The following is a 13,870-nucleotide window of genomic DNA, read 5'->3' as shown; positions in this document are numbered from 1 at the left end:
GATGGTTGACTCAGGCAGCCAATGAGCCTAAACGCCAACGCAACATCCGGAAGCGTCTGTTCTTCCGGTCCCTTGAGTCGTTCAGGGATCGCCCCCCACCAGCGAGTTTCGCCCGTGGGGGCGTTTGTGCATTGACCCGTCTGCCCCTATCTATGGGGCGCCAATCGACAACCGGCGAAGGAGGCCGAAGGCATGTTTGAAAATCTATCCGAACGCCTCTCTGGCGTCTTTGACCGGCTGACCAAACAGGGCGCCCTGTCCGAGGAAGACGTCAAAACCGCGCTGCGCGAGGTTCGCGTGGCGTTGCTTGAGGCTGACGTATCGCTGCCGGTGGCGCGTGCGTTCGTCAAGAAGGTGCAGGAGCAGGCGACCGGCCAGGCGGTGACCAAGTCGATCACGCCAGGCCAGCAGGTCGTCAAGATCGTGCACGACGCGCTGGTCGATACCCTGCGCGGCGAGGAAGACCCCGGCAAGCTCAAGATCGACAATCCGCCTGCGCCGATCCTGATGGTCGGCCTGCAGGGCTCGGGCAAGACCACCACCACCGGCAAGCTGGCGAAACGCCTGAAAGAAAAAGAGGGCAAGAAGGTCCTGATGGCCTCGCTGGACGTCTACCGCCCGGCGGCGATGGACCAGCTGGCGGTGCTGGGCACCCAGATCGGAGTGGACACCCTGCCGATCGTGCCGGGGCAGAAGCCGGTGGACATCGCCAAGCGCGCCAAACAGCAGGCCACGCTCGGCGGCTATGACGTCTACATGCTCGACACTGCCGGCCGTCTGCATATCGACGAGGTCCTGATGGACGAGGTCGAGCAGGTCCGCAACGTGGTCGACCCGCGCGAAACCCTGCTGGTGGTCGACGGCCTGACCGGTCAGGTCGCCGTCGAGGTGGCCGAAGAGTTCGACGCCAAGGTCGGCATCACGGGCGTGGTCCTGACCCGGATGGACGGTGACGGCCGCGGCGGCGCGGCGCTGTCGATGCGCGCAGTGACCGGCAAGCCCATCCGCTTCGTCGGTCTGGGCGAGAAGATGGATGCGCTGGAAACCTTCGAGCCCGACCGCATCGCGGGCCGGATCCTGGGCATGGGCGACATCGTGGCCCTGGTCGAAAAAGCCCAGGAGACCATGGAGCTCGAGCAGACCGAGCGCATGATGAAGCGCATGATGAAGGGTCAGTTCAACATGAACGACCTGAAGATGCAGCTGGAACAGATGATCCAGATGGGCGGCATGCAAGGCATGATGGGCATGATGCCGGGCATGGGCAAGATGGCCAAGCAGATGGATCAGGCCGGGCTGGACGACCGGATCCTGCGCCAGCAGATCGCCATGATCCAGTCGATGACCAAGAAGGAACGCGCGAACCCCGCGCTGCTGCAGGCCAGCCGCAAGAAACGCATCGCGGCCGGGTCGGGCATGGAAGTCAGCGACATCAACAAGCTGCTCAAGATGCACCGGCAGATGTCGGACATGATGAAGAAGATGGGCAAGATGGGCAAAGGCAAAATGCTGAAACAGGCCATGAAAGGCATGTTCGGCAAGGGCGCGCCCAGCCCCGAAGAAATGGCCGCGGGCATGGACCCCAAGGCGCTGGAAGCCGCGGCCAAGGCGATGGGCGGCAAGATGCCCGGCGGTTTGCCCGGCATGGGCGGCGGCATGGCCCTGCCCCCCGGCCTGAGCGGATTCGGAAAGAAAAAGTAAGTGACTGCGCCCGTCGCATATCCCTGGGAGGCTCCGGCCACCGGCCCCGCCGCCGCGCTGTCGGCGCGGCTGGCTGCGGACTTGCCGCGGATCGAGACCGCGCGGCTGGTGCTGCGCGCGCCGCGGATCGGGGATTTCGACACCTATGCCGACATCCTGATGTCGGACCGTGCCAAACACATGGACGGCCCGTTTAACCGGCAGGCGGCCTGGCTGGATTTCTCGCAATACGTCGCGGGCTGGCTGCTGCGCGGCGCGGGAATGTGGGCCATCGAGGACCGCGCGGGCGGTCAGGTTCTGGGTTTCGTGTCGATTGGCATGGAATTCGGCGACCGCGAACACGAGCTGGGCTATCTGCTGACCGAAGCCGCCGAAAGGCGTGGCATTGCAACCGAGGCGGCCGAAGCCGCCCGCGACTTTGCGCTGGGGTCGCAGGCTCTGCCGTCACTGGTCAGCTATGTGGACCCCGACAACGCAGCCTCGGCCCGCGTGGCCGAGCGCCTGGGCGCCCAGCGCGACCTGCAGGCCGAGGCCGGGTTCGACGAGTCGGTTCTGGTCTATCGTCATCTGCCCGGCGACGGCGATGGCGGGATGGAGGCCTACGCATGACGACCTTCACCATCCCGACCCTTGAGACTGAGCGCCTGATCCTTCGGGCACCGCATCCGGACGACCTGCCGGCCATGACGGCCTTCTACGCGACCGAGCGCAGCCACATGGTGGGCGGCCCCAAGGATGCGGCGGGCTGCTGGAACGGACTGGCCAACCGTCTGGGCCATTGGGCGCTGCGTGGCTATGGCCTGTGGCACCTGACCGAAAAGGCCAGCGGTACTTTCGTGGGCTGGACCGGCATGATCTATGTGCCGGGCTGGGACGAACCCGAGCTGGGCTGGACCCTGATGGAGCAGGTCGAGGGCAAGGGCCTGGGCTTCGAGGCCGCGCAGGCCGCCCGCGACCACGCGGCGCGCCATCAGGGGCTGAACGGCGTCATCAGCTATATCGCCCACGCCAATGACCGCTCGCGCGCTCTGGCACAGCGTCTCGGCGCGACCTACGAGCGCGAGGGCGAAGTGCTGGGCAAGTCCGCGCAGATCTGGCGGCACCCGAAACTCGACACGTCAACGACCGATCTGACCACCGAAAGGACCGGCCAATGAACAATCCCGTGACGCGGGCCGCGGCCTTGCTGAAAGACCACCGCGAAAGCATCGACCGGCTGGATGCGATTCTGGTCTATACGCTGGCCGAGCGGTTCAAGCACACGCAGGCCGTTGGCAAGCTCAAGGCCGAACACGACCTTCCCCCGTCCGATCCCTCGCGCGAGGCCGCGCAGATCGCACGGCTTGAAGACCTGGCGAAAGAGGCGGATCTGGACCCCGATTTTGCCAAGGCTTTCCTGAATTTCATCATTCAGGAAGTCATCCGACACCACAAGAAACACCAGAAGTGAACCAGAGGTTCAACAAACACCAGAAATAGCCGGAACACTCCGGCCAACGCCATCCAAAGGAGATACCACAATGGCAATGAAAATTCGTCTGGCCCGTGGCGGCTCGAAAAAGCGCCCCTTCTACCGCATCGTTGCAGCGGACAGCCGCATGCCGCGTGACGGCCGCTTCATCGAGAAGCTGGGCACCTACAACCCGCTGCTGCCGAAAGACAGCGAAGAGCGCGTGAAGATGAACATGGAGCGCATCCAGTACTGGCTGGGCCAGGGCGCGCAGCCGACTGACCGGATCGCCCGCATGCTGGAAGCCGCCGGCGCCAAAGAGAAAGCCGAGCGCAACAACCCTCAGAAGGGCACCCCGGGCAAGAAAGCCCAGGAGCGCACCGAAGAGAAAGCCGCCAAGGCTGCTGAAGCCGCAGAGGCTGCTGCCGCTCCGGCCGAAGAAGAAGCTGCTGCTGCAGAAGAGTAAACAGGCGGGCGCGTGCAGGATCAGGCTTTCACCGAAGATTTCCGCACGCAGTTCGATCTGTTGATGCGGCTCCGGCGCGATGTGCGCCGGTTCCGCACAGACGCGGTGGACGAGGCAGTGCTGACGCGCTGCCTCGATGCGTTTCAGCTGGCCCCTTCGGTGGGGCTGAGCGAACCGTGGCGCGTGATCCGCGTCGAAAGCCCCGCGGCCCGGACCGCGGCGCTGGAGAACTTCAAGGCGGCAAATGACGCGGCGCTGGCGGGCTACTCCGGTGACCGAGCGCAGTTGTACAGCCAGCTGAAACTGTCGGGCATGCAAGAGGCGCCGGTGCAGCTGGCGGTGTTCTGCGATGACGCCACCGACAAGGGCCAGGGGCTGGGCGCAGGCACCATGCCCGAGATGCGCCGCTATTCGGTGGTCTCGGCCATCACTTTGTTCTGGCTGGCGCTGCGTTCGCATGGCCTGGGGCTGGGCTGGGTCTCGATCCTCGATCCCGACCGGCTCGCCCGCGACCTGTCGGTGCCCGAGGGTTGGCGGCTGATCGGCTATTTCTGCGTGGGCTGGCCCGAGGAAAGCTCGGACACGCCCGAACTGGAAACCCATGGCTGGGAGTGCCGCCGCGGCAGCCTCCCGGTGAAAACGCGGTAGGGTGGCATGTTTGGATTGATACGCCTTCCCATCCTGCTGCTGATCGCCTTTATTGTGGGCGTGTTCTTTGAACGCAGCAATCAACGCGAAGCCTGTGACGAAATCGGTGTCTGGGAAAGTGGAATATGCGTGACTACGGAAATGCCCAATGACTGATCTGATCTGTGTCGGCAGCATCGCCGGGTCCTTCGGCGTACGCGGCGAGGTCCGCCTGAAAAGCTATTGCGCGGTCCCCGAGGATATCGAGACCTACTCCCCTCTGACCGACGAGAGTGGCGCCCAGCGCTATCCGCTGATCATCACCCGCGCGATCAAGAACGGATTTGCCGCGCGTCTGGGCGGGGTCGAAACCAAAGAACAGGCGGACGCCCTGAAGGGGCTTCGCCTTTATGCCCGGCGCGAGCAGTTGCCATCGCTTCCAGATGACGAATTCTATCACGCCGACCTTTTGGGGCTTGACGTTTATGATACCGGCGGAACCCTGTTGGGGCGGGTCAAATCGGTGCAGAACCACGGCGCCGACGACCTGCTCGAACTGCACGGGCCGGGGCTGAAATCGACTGTGTTCCTGCCATTCACCAAGGCGGCCGTACCCACGGTTGACCTTGAGGCCGGGCGTATCGTTGCCGACCCTCCCGAGGGCCTGCTGTGACGCGGCGCATCCTGCTGCATCTGGGCCTTCACAAAACCGGCACGACCGCCGCGCAATCCTTTCTGTTCGAGAACCGAGCGCTTATCTGGCCGCGCCACGCATTGGTTCTGCCCTATGTCACCCGCAAATCCGGGTTATCCGAAGCCGCCACGCGCCATTCGCTGTATGGGACATTCGGTACGCTGTCCGAATTCGGCAATCGCTGGCGCGAACTTCTGGCAACGCTGGATTTCGGGGAAAAGCGCGGGCTGATCCTGAGCGAGGAGAACTTCTCGGGGCTTCGCCCCAGCCGCAATTTGGTTGTGGGATACGCCGAAGCCCCTGATCTGGCCGCCTGCGTGGTCGATACACTGCGCAACCGGCTGGTCGGATCGGAACTGGACATCACCGTCTATCTCTCGCTGCGCCAGCGCGGCAGTTGGATCCGCAGTCTCTGGGCCCATGATCTTCAGCGCACGCGGCTGGTGCAGGATTTTGACACGTTCCGCGAGAGGCTCGAAGAGCTCCCTTCGCTGCAGCAGACTGCGGACGCCGTTCGTGATCGGCTACCCTCGGTTCGAGTGCGGACCGAATGGCTGGAAGACCTGCGTGAGCATAGCTTTGGCCCCGGCACACCTTTTGCCGAATTCCTGGACCTGCCGCCCGAGAAGGCCACCCTGCTGGTCAAGCCCACTCGGTCAAACCCGGCATTGCCGCAAGAAGCGCTGTCCGAAATGCTCGAGTTGAACCGATCGGGGCTGGACGAGGCGGCGCTGGTCCGACAGAAAGCCCGCATCGTCGAACGCGCTCAAATCAGTCTGACCACGAACACATGACGGACAAACCTGCAAAGTCATATGGCCGCAAGGCTATTCGCCCCACGCTGAAACCGCGTGAGCTGCTGACGCCCACGCCGGACCTGCATGGCGTGTGGAAGGCCAAGGTGATCACGCTGTTCCCATCTGCCTTTCCCGGTGTCTTGGGCGAAAGCCTGATCGGCAAGGCGCTGCAGGAGGGGCTGTGGCAACTGGAAACGGTCGATCTGCGGCAGTTCGGTGTCGGCAAGCATCGCAATGTCGACGACACGCCCGCAGGCGGCGGTGCCGGCATGGTGTTGCGGCCGGATGTACTGGGGGCCGCCATTGATCACACTATGGATGGGGTACAGGGCAACTGGCCGCTGATTTACCTCAGCCCGCGCGGGCGCCGGATGGATCAGCGCATGATGCAGAACTTGGCCCGTTGCGATGGCATGACCCTGTTGTGTGGCCGCTTTGAAGGCGTTGATGAACGGGTTTTGGAGCACTACGGCATCCAGGAAGTCTCGCTGGGCGATTTCGTCATGACCGGAGGCGAGATTGCCGCGCAGGCGCTGATCGACGCCACCGTGCGACTGCTGCCCGGGGTTCTGGGAAATCAGGCCTCGACCGAGGAAGAGAGCTTTTCGTCCGGCTTGCTGGAACACCCGCAATACACTCGGCCGGCCGAGTGGAACGGGCGCGAGATCCCTCCGATCCTGATGTCCGGACATCATGGGCGCATCGCCGAATGGCGTCACCAGATGGCGGAAGAGATTACCCGCACGCGCCGCCCGGACCTGTGGGATGCCTACCTGAAGGCGCGCGGGGAAACCGACGACTAGGGTGCGCCCGCCTTCCATCGCGCCCAGATATCAGGCGAGCCGTTGAAGGCGTTGATGTCCACCCGCCCCTGCACGCCGGGAACCAACCCGGTGCCCGTGTACTGCCAGAACCGCCAGACTGCCTTGGGATAGACATTGCGCGGATGCCCCGCGACCGAGCGCAGCCAGAACTCGGTCTTTGGCAGACGTCCGATACCTGTGTCCTCGTAGAAATCGACCGTGGTGTAGACGATCGGCCGGCGGCCATAATGTCGCTCCAATATGTCGAGGAACCTTTCCGCCTCGGCCCGCACCGTCTTGCCATCGGGACGCAGGGTGCAGGTTTTGGAATGGGGGGTCCATTCCATGTCCAGCACATGCGGCAGGTCGGCCCCTCGGGGAACGTTGCGAATGAACCAACGGGCCTGTTCGGCCGCGGGGCGGCAGAAGTAGTAATAGTGATATGCACCCCACGGAACCCCCGCAGCCCGGGCGCCCTGACTGTGATCCTGGAACATCGGATCGGCCACGTCGCCCCCTTCGGTCGCCTTTATGAACACGAAACTGACCCCCGAGGCCTTGGCCTGACGCCAGTCGATCGGTCCCTGCCAACGCGAGACGTCGAGCCCATGCACGGGATAGTGCTCGGGCCGCCGCCGCTCCCAGTCATGCGGGTCGGCATCCGCAAAGGCTGGGTACAGAACCGAAGGTCCGGAAAGTCCCGCGACCACCGGTTGGTCTAAGATTTGGGGCGCCGGCGCACGACGCCCGCAAGACATCAGTGCCAGCGCAAGAACCACGCAGAAAATCGCTTTGCTCATCGTGTTGCTCTGCCTCTAAACCTGCCCTCAAATTATGACCCAGAATGCCCGATCCCCGGCACAAGGCAACGCCGCGGTACGTGTGACGGCGGATTCCCACCAAATCCACCGCGATTTGGCCTGAAAACCGGCGATTTGGGCTTGATATGCTCGTCCGACTTCCCTAAACGGGCGCAATCCGGTGCCGCCTCTGGGGCGACTCCGGTGTTTTGGGTTGATCGCAGGAACGCACCTGCCCTTCTTCGGATCAGGGAAGCTGTGGAATAACCCGGACCAAAAGGAACATTCGACCTGACCTCTGGCGGGCTGCAGATCGCGGGACCCGGAGAAGACCAAGAGCTCTCAGATCGTGCCCAACTTCGTGGACCAACCACGAGCAGATAGGAGTAACTGCGATGGACCTGATCGCACAGCTTGAGGCGGAACAGATTGCCGCCCTGGGGAAAGACATCCCCGACTTCAAAGCCGGTGACACCATCCGTGTCGGCTACAAGGTGACCGAAGGCTCGCGCACCCGTGTGCAGAACTACGAAGGTGTCTGCATCGCGCGTAAAAACGGCGACGGCATCGCCGGATCGTTCACCGTTCGCAAGATTTCGTTTGGCGAAGGCGTGGAGCGTGTGTTCCCGCTGTATTCGACCAACATCGACAGCATCACCGTTGTCCGTCGTGGCCGCGTCCGTCGCGCCAAACTGTACTATCTGCGTACCCGTCGCGGTAAATCCGCCCGTATCGCAGAAGTCACCAACTACAAGCCCAAGGCTGGCGCCGAGGCGTAAGGAGCGGAAAGATGAAAAAAGACATCCATCCCGACTACCACATGATCGACGTCAAACTGACCGACGGCACCGTGATCCAGATGAAATCGACCTGGGGTGCCGAAGGCGATCAGCTGGCCCTGGAAATCGACCCCTCCTCGCACCCCGCGTGGACCGGTGGCTCGTCGCGCCTGATGGACGCCGGCGGTCGCGTGTCGAAGTTCAAGAAGAAGTACGAAGGCCTGGGTTTCTGAACCAGCGCCTTTGCGGAATTTCCAAGGCCGTCCCCCAGGGGGCGGCCTTTTTCGTTGGCCGCTTCTATTGCGCGTCCGGAACGTCGAGGTCAAAGACGATGATCCCGTCGGCACCATTCTGACACAGATCACACAGCTGACCGCCCAACCGGCGGTGTGTCGGGTGTTCGGCGTAAGCCTTCACGGCGGGTCGATCCGCAAAGCGGATCACGAACCCATCGCGATAGTCCTGCGACTTTCCTTCGAAATCGAGATTGGGGCCGCTTTCAAAGGCCAAGGCCCCGTCCAGATCAGCGCATAGCTCGGCCAAGCCGGTCAGAACGGCGCGGCGCGCGTCCTGCGGTGCATCTGATCGGAAAGTGAAGAACACGCAGTGCAATATCATGATGTCGGTTCCTGGTTGGGCAAAGTCAGATCCAGTAGGCCAAGGCGAGCGGCAGCACCAGGATCGTCGTCAGGGTTGAGACCATGATGTACCCGGCCACTTCCGGGCCATATTCCGGAACATGCTGGTCGATGAACAGGTATGTCGCAATCGAGGACGGCATCAGGCAGCACAGGATCAACGCTCCGCGTTCGACCCCGGTAAAGCCGAACAGCCAGACAAGCGTGGTGGCGATCCCGGCTGCCAGAACGAGATGCAGACCTGTCAGAACGACTGCCCGGCCAAGGCTGCCCGTCCGAAGCGTGGCCAGCGTGTGACCAAGTGTCAGCAACATCAGCGGGATCGACAGCCCGCCCAGGATGTCAAAGGATTTGGCGATCGGTTGCGGCAGGGCAGAACCCGTAGCCATCAACGTCAGCGCGATGGCAACCGCATAGATGATCGGAGATGTTGCAAGCTTCCGGGCCGAGAACTCTCCGGCCGGGATCCACATGCCTACCGTGAAAATGCTCACCAACACCACGACGACAAAAGCCATCGTATAGGCCATGCCCGCATCGCCCAGTGCCAGCAAAGTGACCGGCAATCCGATATTGCCCACATTGCCATGCATCAGCGGTGTCAGAAACGCCCGCACCGGCCAACGCAACAGCCGCAACGCCAAAAATCCGAGCACGCCGAATGCCGCAATGGCGAGGGCAGCAGCCGCCATCATGTCCAGAAACGTGGCAATCTGGATCTTGGTGGCGGACAGATGAGAGATGATCAATGTCGGATATCCCACCTTCGAGACAATCCCGCCGATCACCTTGTTGTCGAACGGTGCGCGCGCGACCGCCAGCCCGTACCCCACACCGGCACAGATCAGCACCGGCAGAACGATGTTCAATACGTTCAGGAATACGTGCTCCAAGCCGCGTCCTTGCGTCCAAGTCAGTTTGCAGACTGTGGCGGCGGACGCCCCGTTTGGCAACAACCAAGCGTCAAGCTGCGGGTATCGCGAAAAAATCCAATTTAGACACTGATATTGTCCCGCAGACCCTACAGGACCGCTTTTCTTCGCGGATCACACAACATATAGTGGGTTCAAACAACGTGTAGGCAAACACGGCGCGACTTGGGAATACAGGTATGGCACATATCATCGTTGTGGGGAACGAAAAGGGCGGCGCAGGCAAGTCGACGGTTTCCATGCATGTTGCAACCGCGCTTGCGCGTTTGGGCAACAAGGTCAGCACCCTGGATCTGGACCTGCGGCAGCGCAGCTTGGGCCGCTATTTCGAGAACCGCCGCAATTTCCTTTCCACGGAAAAGCTGGAGCTGCCCAGCCCGCGTCACCATGACCTGCCCGAGATCGACGCTAGCAAGCTCAAACCCGGCGAGAACATCTATGACCACCGCCTGTCCGCCGCCGTGGCCGAGTTGGAGAGCGACAGCGATTTCATCCTGATCGACTGCCCCGGCTCGCACACAAGGCTGAGCCAGGTGGCTCATTCGCTGGCCGACACGCTGATCACGCCGCTGAACGACAGTTTCATCGATTTCGACCTGCTGGCCCGGATCGACTCGAAGGGCGAAAAGATCCTCGGGCCCTCGGTCTATTCCGAGATGGTCTGGAACGCGCGGCAATTGCGGGCTCAGGCCGGGCTGAAACCGATCGATTGGGTGGTGGTGCGCAACCGCGTGGGCACCCAGCGCATGGTCAACAAGGAAAAGATGCAGCGCGCCATCGAGATGCTGTCGCAGCGCATCGGCTTCCGTGTCGCCTCGGGCTTTTCCGAGCGTGTGATCTTTCGCGAACTGTTCCCGCGCGGGCTGACGCTGCTGGACCTCAAGGATATCGGGGTGAAACAGCTCAATATTTCGAACATCGCTGCCCGTCAGGAGTTGCGCGACATGATGCGTGAACTGAACCTGCCCGGGGTCGAGATCGACTTCTAGGCCGTCGGCGCGTAGATCGTGAACAGCTCTTTGGGTTCGGGCACGCCGCGCAGCATATAGCGCCCGACCGAGATCAGGTCCTGTTCGCAGGGCTGAGCGGCACGGGCCACGTCATCCGAGATCAAGATACGCCGGTCCAGCGAGCGGTGCATGCCTGCGATACGCGCGGCCTGGTTCACCGCCGGTCCGATCACGGTGAAATCCAGCCGGCTTTCAGCACCGATATTGCCATAAAGGATCTCGCCCGAATGCAAGGCAAGTGTGAAATTGGCGACCGGCAGGCCGGCGGCGGCCCGTTCCGCGTTGAGCTCGGCCATACGCGTCTGCAGAACACCAACGGCGGCCAGCGCGGCGCGGGCGTCCTCGTCGATCTCGCCCACGTCGAACATGGCCATCAGCCCGTCGCCCATGAATTTCAGGATATTGCCGCCACAATCCTGAACGACCTCGACCGCCACGGCCAGATAGTCGTTCAGCATGGCGATGATGTCCGACCCGGGAAGGCGTTCGGCCAGGCCGGTAAAGCCCTCGAGGTCGAAGTTCCAGATCACGGCGTCGATCTGCTGCAACGATCCGCGCCGGATTTCCCCCGACAGCACGCGCCGACCCGCATCCCGCCCCAGATAGACGCGCAGCAGATCCTGCGCCATTTTCCGGTTCGAGGCCGATTTCAAGGCCAGCCCCAGATGCGGCAGAGCATATCGGATCAGATCCAGGTGAATGTCGTCGAACCCCTCGGCATGGTCCGTCGTCCACGACATCAGCACCCCCTCGGGCATCTGGTCCAGGGCGATCCGGTTTTCGGGATCGACTTTCTGCAGAACCAGACCGGATGCAAAGTAGTCGGTGGCACCTTTCTGGTGCAGTTCGTTCAAAAACGGAAATCGGCTGGGTTCGTTCTGGTCTTTCAGCCTTTCACGCAGTTCCTTCGCGCCGGACTGCAGCATCGCGTAGAGCGGGCTCGAAACCCACTGATCGGGCAATTCCTCGCGGTGCTCGTAATTCTCGACGCTGCCCCCTTCGTCCCGGTACCAGTTGAAGCCGGTGCCGCCGTAAGTGGGGTGATAGGCGCTCTGGGCGGCGTGAAACCGCATCAGGGGAACGCCCGCATCCACAAGCCGCAGGCAATAGCCTTCGAGTATTTCCGACTGTTCGGCCCCTTCCAGCCCCCGGTCCAGCAACCATCCAATCAGGTCATCGGCGCGGGATTTGGGGTCGGTGGATGGCATCTTGGGGCTCCGTCTGGTCTGCACCCCACTTGGGGGCTGCGGGGCCAGATTACCAGAGGTCAGTCCATCCCGGCCAGCCGCCGCAGCATCATCCGCAACAGCGCCGCCTCGCCCGTGGTGAACATGCCCGCCAGCCGGGCGTCATAGTCGCGGGCGATGTTGCGCAGTTCCCGGTACACCGCCAGACCGGCGGGGGTCAGGGTCAGCCGCTCCATCCGTCGGTCGTTTTCGTCGCGGGTGCGCCGCAGGTATCGGCGCTGTTCCAGCTTGTGCACCGCGCGGCTGATCTTGGTCTTGTGCATCTTGGCACGTTCCCCGATCTGCTTGGCGGTCATCTCTCCGTAGTTGCCCAGGTGGAACAGAACGCGCCATTCGGTGCGCAGCATCCCATAACGGTTCTTGTAGACCTTCTGGAAATCCAACGAGCTTTCCTCGGCCGCCTGGTTGAGCAGGAAGGGCAGGAAATTTCGCAGGTCGAAGTCATCTTTTTCGGCGGAATCTGGCTGTGTCATGGTTGTTAGTTACAAAATCAACTATTATCCGACAAGCAGCAAACGGAGGAACCCCGATGAATCGTCCGACTGACCCGCACGCTCTGACCCAGGCCAGCACGCCCGTTGGCACCCACGCGGGCTATATGCCCGGCTTTGGCAATGACTTTGAAACCGAGGCGCTGCCCGGCGCGCTGCCGCAGGGCATGAACAGCCCGCAGAAATGCAACTATGGCCTTTATGGCGAACAGCTCAGCGGCACCGCCTTCACCGCCAACCCGCCCGAGCGCACCTGGTGCTATCGCATCCGGCCGTCGGTCAAGCATTCGCACCGCTATGAAAAGATCGACCTGCCCTATTGGAAAAGCGCCCCGAATGTCGATCCGGACGTGATCAGCCTGGGCCAGTACCGCTGGGACGCGGTGCCCCATTCCGACCAGCCGCTGACCTGGCTGACCGGCATGCGCACCATGACCACCGCCGGGGACGTGAACACCCAGGTCGGCATGGCCAGCCATATCTATCTGGTCACCGAATCGATGGTGGATGACTATTTCTTCTCGGCCGATTCCGAGCTTCTGGTGGTGCCGCAGGAAGGCCGCCTGCGTTTTGCGACCGAGCTGGGCATCATCGACCTGGAACCCAAGGAGATCGCCATCATCCCGCGCGGTCTGGTGTACCGGGTCGAGGTGCTGGAGGGCCCCTGCCGCGGCTTCGTCTGCGAGAACTACGGCCAGAAATTCGAGCTGCCGGGGCGCGGTCCGATCGGTGCCAACTGCATGGCCAACCCGCGCGACTTCAAGGCGCCCGTGGCCGCGTTCGAAGATCGCGAGGTGCCTTCGACCGTGACGATCAAGTGGTGCGGCCAGTTCCACATCACCAAGATCGGCCACAGCCCGCTGGACGTGGTGGCCTGGCACGGCAACTACGCGCCCTACAAATACGACCTGCGCACCTATTGCCCGGTCGGGGCCATTCTGTTCGACCACCCCGATCCGTCGATCTTTACCGTGCTGACCGCGCCTTCGGGCGTTCCGGGCACGGCCAATATCGACTTCGTCCTGTTCCGCGAACGCTGGATGGTGATGGAGGACACGTTCCGCCCGCCGTGGTACCACAAGAACATCATGTCCGAGCTGATGGGCAATATCTACGGCCAGTATGACGCCAAGCCGCAGGGCTTCGTGCCGGGCGGCATGAGCCTGCACAACATGATGATCCCGCATGGCCCTGACAAGGAAGCCTTTGAAAAGGCGTCCAACGCCAATCTGGGGCCGGACAAGCTGGACAACACCATGTCCTTCATGTTCGAGACCCGCTTCCCGCAGCACCTGACCGCCTTTGCCGCGAACGAGGCGCCGCTGCAGGATGACTACATCGATTGCTGGACGGATCTGGAAAAGAAATTCGACGGCACGCCCGGCAAGAAATGACACCGGTGGCCCACGGCCACCGCACTGCACAAGGAAACGCA

19 protein-coding genes are annotated in these 13,870 nt (G+C 62.6%); 14 read left to right on the top strand and 5 right to left on the bottom strand.

Annotated features, from left to right (window positions below; genetic code table 11):
• The first annotated feature begins 192 nt into the window (after positions 1-192).
• The 10 genes from ffh (at position 193) to trmD (ending at position 6,538) form a co-directional block, all read left to right on the top strand.
• On the top strand, positions 193-1,701 hold the full coding sequence (gene ffh, locus ACR3EK_RS01485; RefSeq protein WP_480632499.1) for a signal recognition particle protein: 1,509 nt from the start codon (positions 193-195) through the stop codon (positions 1,699-1,701).
• On the top strand, positions 1,702-2,310 hold the full coding sequence (locus tag ACR3EK_RS01480; RefSeq protein ID WP_480632498.1) for a GNAT family N-acetyltransferase: 609 nt from the start codon (positions 1,702-1,704) through the stop codon (positions 2,308-2,310). It begins immediately after the preceding gene.
• Positions 2,307-2,858: a GNAT family N-acetyltransferase gene (locus tag ACR3EK_RS01475; protein WP_170392261.1), complete on the top strand. Its 552-nt coding sequence runs from the start codon at positions 2,307-2,309 to the stop codon at positions 2,856-2,858. The genes ACR3EK_RS01480 and ACR3EK_RS01475 overlap by 4 nt, the downstream gene beginning before the upstream one ends.
• Positions 2,855-3,151, top strand: a complete 297-nt coding sequence (locus ACR3EK_RS01470; protein WP_005981236.1) for a chorismate mutase — start codon at positions 2,855-2,857, stop codon at positions 3,149-3,151. Before ACR3EK_RS01475 ends, ACR3EK_RS01470 begins: the two co-directional genes overlap by 4 nt.
• Positions 3,152-3,221: 70 nt before the next feature.
• Positions 3,222-3,617 (top strand): 30S ribosomal protein S16, encoded by a 396-nt coding sequence (gene rpsP, locus ACR3EK_RS01465; protein WP_170526298.1) that lies wholly within the window; start codon positions 3,222-3,224, stop codon positions 3,615-3,617.
• Positions 3,618-3,629: 12 nt separating this feature from the next.
• Positions 3,630-4,265: a 5,6-dimethylbenzimidazole synthase gene (gene bluB / locus ACR3EK_RS01460; protein WP_480632497.1), complete on the top strand. Its 636-nt coding sequence runs from the start codon at positions 3,630-3,632 to the stop codon at positions 4,263-4,265.
• A gap of 6 nt (positions 4,266-4,271) precedes the next feature.
• The gene (locus ACR3EK_RS01455; RefSeq protein WP_170366219.1) at positions 4,272-4,421 is read left to right on the top strand and encodes a hypothetical protein; all 150 of its coding nucleotides are present in this window, start codon (positions 4,272-4,274) and stop codon (positions 4,419-4,421) included.
• The gene (gene rimM, locus ACR3EK_RS01450) at positions 4,414-4,917 is read left to right on the top strand and encodes a ribosome maturation factor RimM (protein ID WP_170453980.1); all 504 of its coding nucleotides are present in this window, start codon (positions 4,414-4,416) and stop codon (positions 4,915-4,917) included. The genes ACR3EK_RS01455 and rimM overlap by 8 nt, the downstream gene beginning before the upstream one ends.
• Positions 4,914-5,732, top strand: a complete 819-nt coding sequence (locus tag ACR3EK_RS01445) for a hypothetical protein (protein WP_480632496.1) — start codon at positions 4,914-4,916, stop codon at positions 5,730-5,732. Before rimM ends, ACR3EK_RS01445 begins: the two co-directional genes overlap by 4 nt.
• Complete coding sequence (gene trmD, locus ACR3EK_RS01440) at positions 5,729-6,538, top strand: tRNA (guanosine(37)-N1)-methyltransferase TrmD (protein WP_170367887.1); 810 nt, start codon at positions 5,729-5,731, stop codon at positions 6,536-6,538. The genes ACR3EK_RS01445 and trmD overlap by 4 nt, the downstream gene beginning before the upstream one ends.
• Here trmD and ACR3EK_RS01435 read toward each other — a convergent pair.
• The gene (locus tag ACR3EK_RS01435; protein ID WP_170367885.1) at positions 6,535-7,338 is read right to left on the bottom strand and encodes a glycoside hydrolase family 25 protein; all 804 of its coding nucleotides are present in this window, start codon (positions 7,336-7,338) and stop codon (positions 6,535-6,537) included. The two genes, trmD and ACR3EK_RS01435, sit on opposite strands and share 4 nt — an antisense overlap.
• A 395-nt stretch (positions 7,339-7,733) precedes the next feature.
• On the opposite strand from ACR3EK_RS01435, the gene rplS reads away from it, so the two are divergent.
• On the top strand, positions 7,734-8,117 hold the full coding sequence (gene rplS, locus ACR3EK_RS01430) for a 50S ribosomal protein L19 (RefSeq protein WP_093965183.1): 384 nt from the start codon (positions 7,734-7,736) through the stop codon (positions 8,115-8,117).
• Positions 8,118-8,128: 11 nt separating this feature from the next.
• The gene (rpmE, locus tag ACR3EK_RS01425; RefSeq protein ID WP_093965180.1) at positions 8,129-8,350 is read left to right on the top strand and encodes a 50S ribosomal protein L31; all 222 of its coding nucleotides are present in this window, start codon (positions 8,129-8,131) and stop codon (positions 8,348-8,350) included.
• A gap of 64 nt (positions 8,351-8,414) precedes the next feature.
• On the opposite strand, the gene ACR3EK_RS01420 is transcribed toward rpmE, so the two are convergent.
• Positions 8,415-8,735, bottom strand: coding sequence for a Dabb family protein (locus ACR3EK_RS01420; RefSeq protein WP_170361454.1), 321 nt, complete (start codon positions 8,733-8,735; stop codon positions 8,415-8,417).
• A 25-nt stretch (positions 8,736-8,760) separates the two neighbouring features.
• Entirely contained in the window at positions 8,761-9,648 is an 888-nt protein-coding gene (locus tag ACR3EK_RS01415; protein WP_480632495.1) for an AEC family transporter, read from the bottom strand.
• A 218-nt stretch (positions 9,649-9,866) separates the two neighbouring features.
• Between ACR3EK_RS01415 and ACR3EK_RS01410 the strand changes: the two genes are divergently transcribed.
• Positions 9,867-10,676 carry a division plane positioning ATPase MipZ gene (locus ACR3EK_RS01410; protein WP_093965175.1) on the top strand — a complete coding sequence of 270 codons (810 nt, stop codon included), beginning with the start codon at positions 9,867-9,869 and terminating at the stop codon, positions 10,674-10,676.
• Here the strand turns inward: ACR3EK_RS01410 and ACR3EK_RS01405 are convergent.
• Both ACR3EK_RS01405 and ACR3EK_RS01400 read right to left on the bottom strand, forming a co-directional pair.
• The gene (locus tag ACR3EK_RS01405; RefSeq protein WP_480632494.1) at positions 10,673-11,905 is read right to left on the bottom strand and encodes an adenylate/guanylate cyclase domain-containing protein; all 1,233 of its coding nucleotides are present in this window, start codon (positions 11,903-11,905) and stop codon (positions 10,673-10,675) included. The two genes, ACR3EK_RS01410 and ACR3EK_RS01405, sit on opposite strands and share 4 nt — an antisense overlap.
• 59 nt (positions 11,906-11,964) lie before the next feature.
• Positions 11,965-12,417: a MarR family winged helix-turn-helix transcriptional regulator gene (locus tag ACR3EK_RS01400; RefSeq protein ID WP_170367877.1), complete on the bottom strand. Its 453-nt coding sequence runs from the start codon at positions 12,415-12,417 to the stop codon at positions 11,965-11,967.
• Positions 12,418-12,473: 56 nt separating this feature from the next.
• Here ACR3EK_RS01400 and hmgA point away from each other — a divergent pair, with 56 nt between their 5' ends.
• On the top strand, positions 12,474-13,829 hold the full coding sequence (gene hmgA / locus ACR3EK_RS01395; RefSeq protein WP_480632493.1) for a homogentisate 1,2-dioxygenase: 1,356 nt from the start codon (positions 12,474-12,476) through the stop codon (positions 13,827-13,829).
• Positions 13,830-13,870 lie beyond the last annotated feature (41 nt).

It is taken from the genome of Ruegeria sp. BC8 (assembly GCF_056535705.1).
The sequence above is the reverse complement of the archived record's forward strand: the minus strand, read 5'-3'. Positions and strand labels throughout refer to the sequence as shown.

Coding starts and splice junctions, on each gene's coding strand:
- ffh (WP_480632499.1), top strand. CDS start 193: ATGTTTGAAAATCTATCCGAACGCCTCTCTGGCGTCTTTGACCGGCTG.
- ACR3EK_RS01475 (WP_170392261.1), top strand. CDS start 2,307: ATGACGACCTTCACCATCCCGACCCTTGAGACTGAGCGCCTGATCCTT.
- ACR3EK_RS01470 (WP_005981236.1), top strand. CDS start 2,855: ATGAACAATCCCGTGACGCGGGCCGCGGCCTTGCTGAAAGACCACCGC.
- rpsP (WP_170526298.1), top strand. CDS start 3,222: ATGGCAATGAAAATTCGTCTGGCCCGTGGCGGCTCGAAAAAGCGCCCC.
- ACR3EK_RS01455 (WP_170366219.1), top strand. CDS start 4,272: ATGTTTGGATTGATACGCCTTCCCATCCTGCTGCTGATCGCCTTTATT.
- rimM (WP_170453980.1), top strand. CDS start 4,414: ATGACTGATCTGATCTGTGTCGGCAGCATCGCCGGGTCCTTCGGCGTA.
- trmD (WP_170367887.1), top strand. CDS start 5,729: ATGACGGACAAACCTGCAAAGTCATATGGCCGCAAGGCTATTCGCCCC.
- ACR3EK_RS01435 (WP_170367885.1), bottom strand. CDS start 7,338: ATGAGCAAAGCGATTTTCTGCGTGGTTCTTGCGCTGGCACTGATGTCT.
- rplS (WP_093965183.1), top strand. CDS start 7,734: ATGGACCTGATCGCACAGCTTGAGGCGGAACAGATTGCCGCCCTGGGG.
- rpmE (WP_093965180.1), top strand. CDS start 8,129: ATGAAAAAAGACATCCATCCCGACTACCACATGATCGACGTCAAACTG.
- ACR3EK_RS01420 (WP_170361454.1), bottom strand. CDS start 8,735: ATGATATTGCACTGCGTGTTCTTCACTTTCCGATCAGATGCACCGCAG.
- ACR3EK_RS01410 (WP_093965175.1), top strand. CDS start 9,867: ATGGCACATATCATCGTTGTGGGGAACGAAAAGGGCGGCGCAGGCAAG.
- ACR3EK_RS01405 (WP_480632494.1), bottom strand. CDS start 11,905: ATGCCATCCACCGACCCCAAATCCCGCGCCGATGACCTGATTGGATGG.
- ACR3EK_RS01400 (WP_170367877.1), bottom strand. CDS start 12,417: ATGACACAGCCAGATTCCGCCGAAAAAGATGACTTCGACCTGCGAAAT.
- hmgA (WP_480632493.1), top strand. CDS start 12,474: ATGAATCGTCCGACTGACCCGCACGCTCTGACCCAGGCCAGCACGCCC.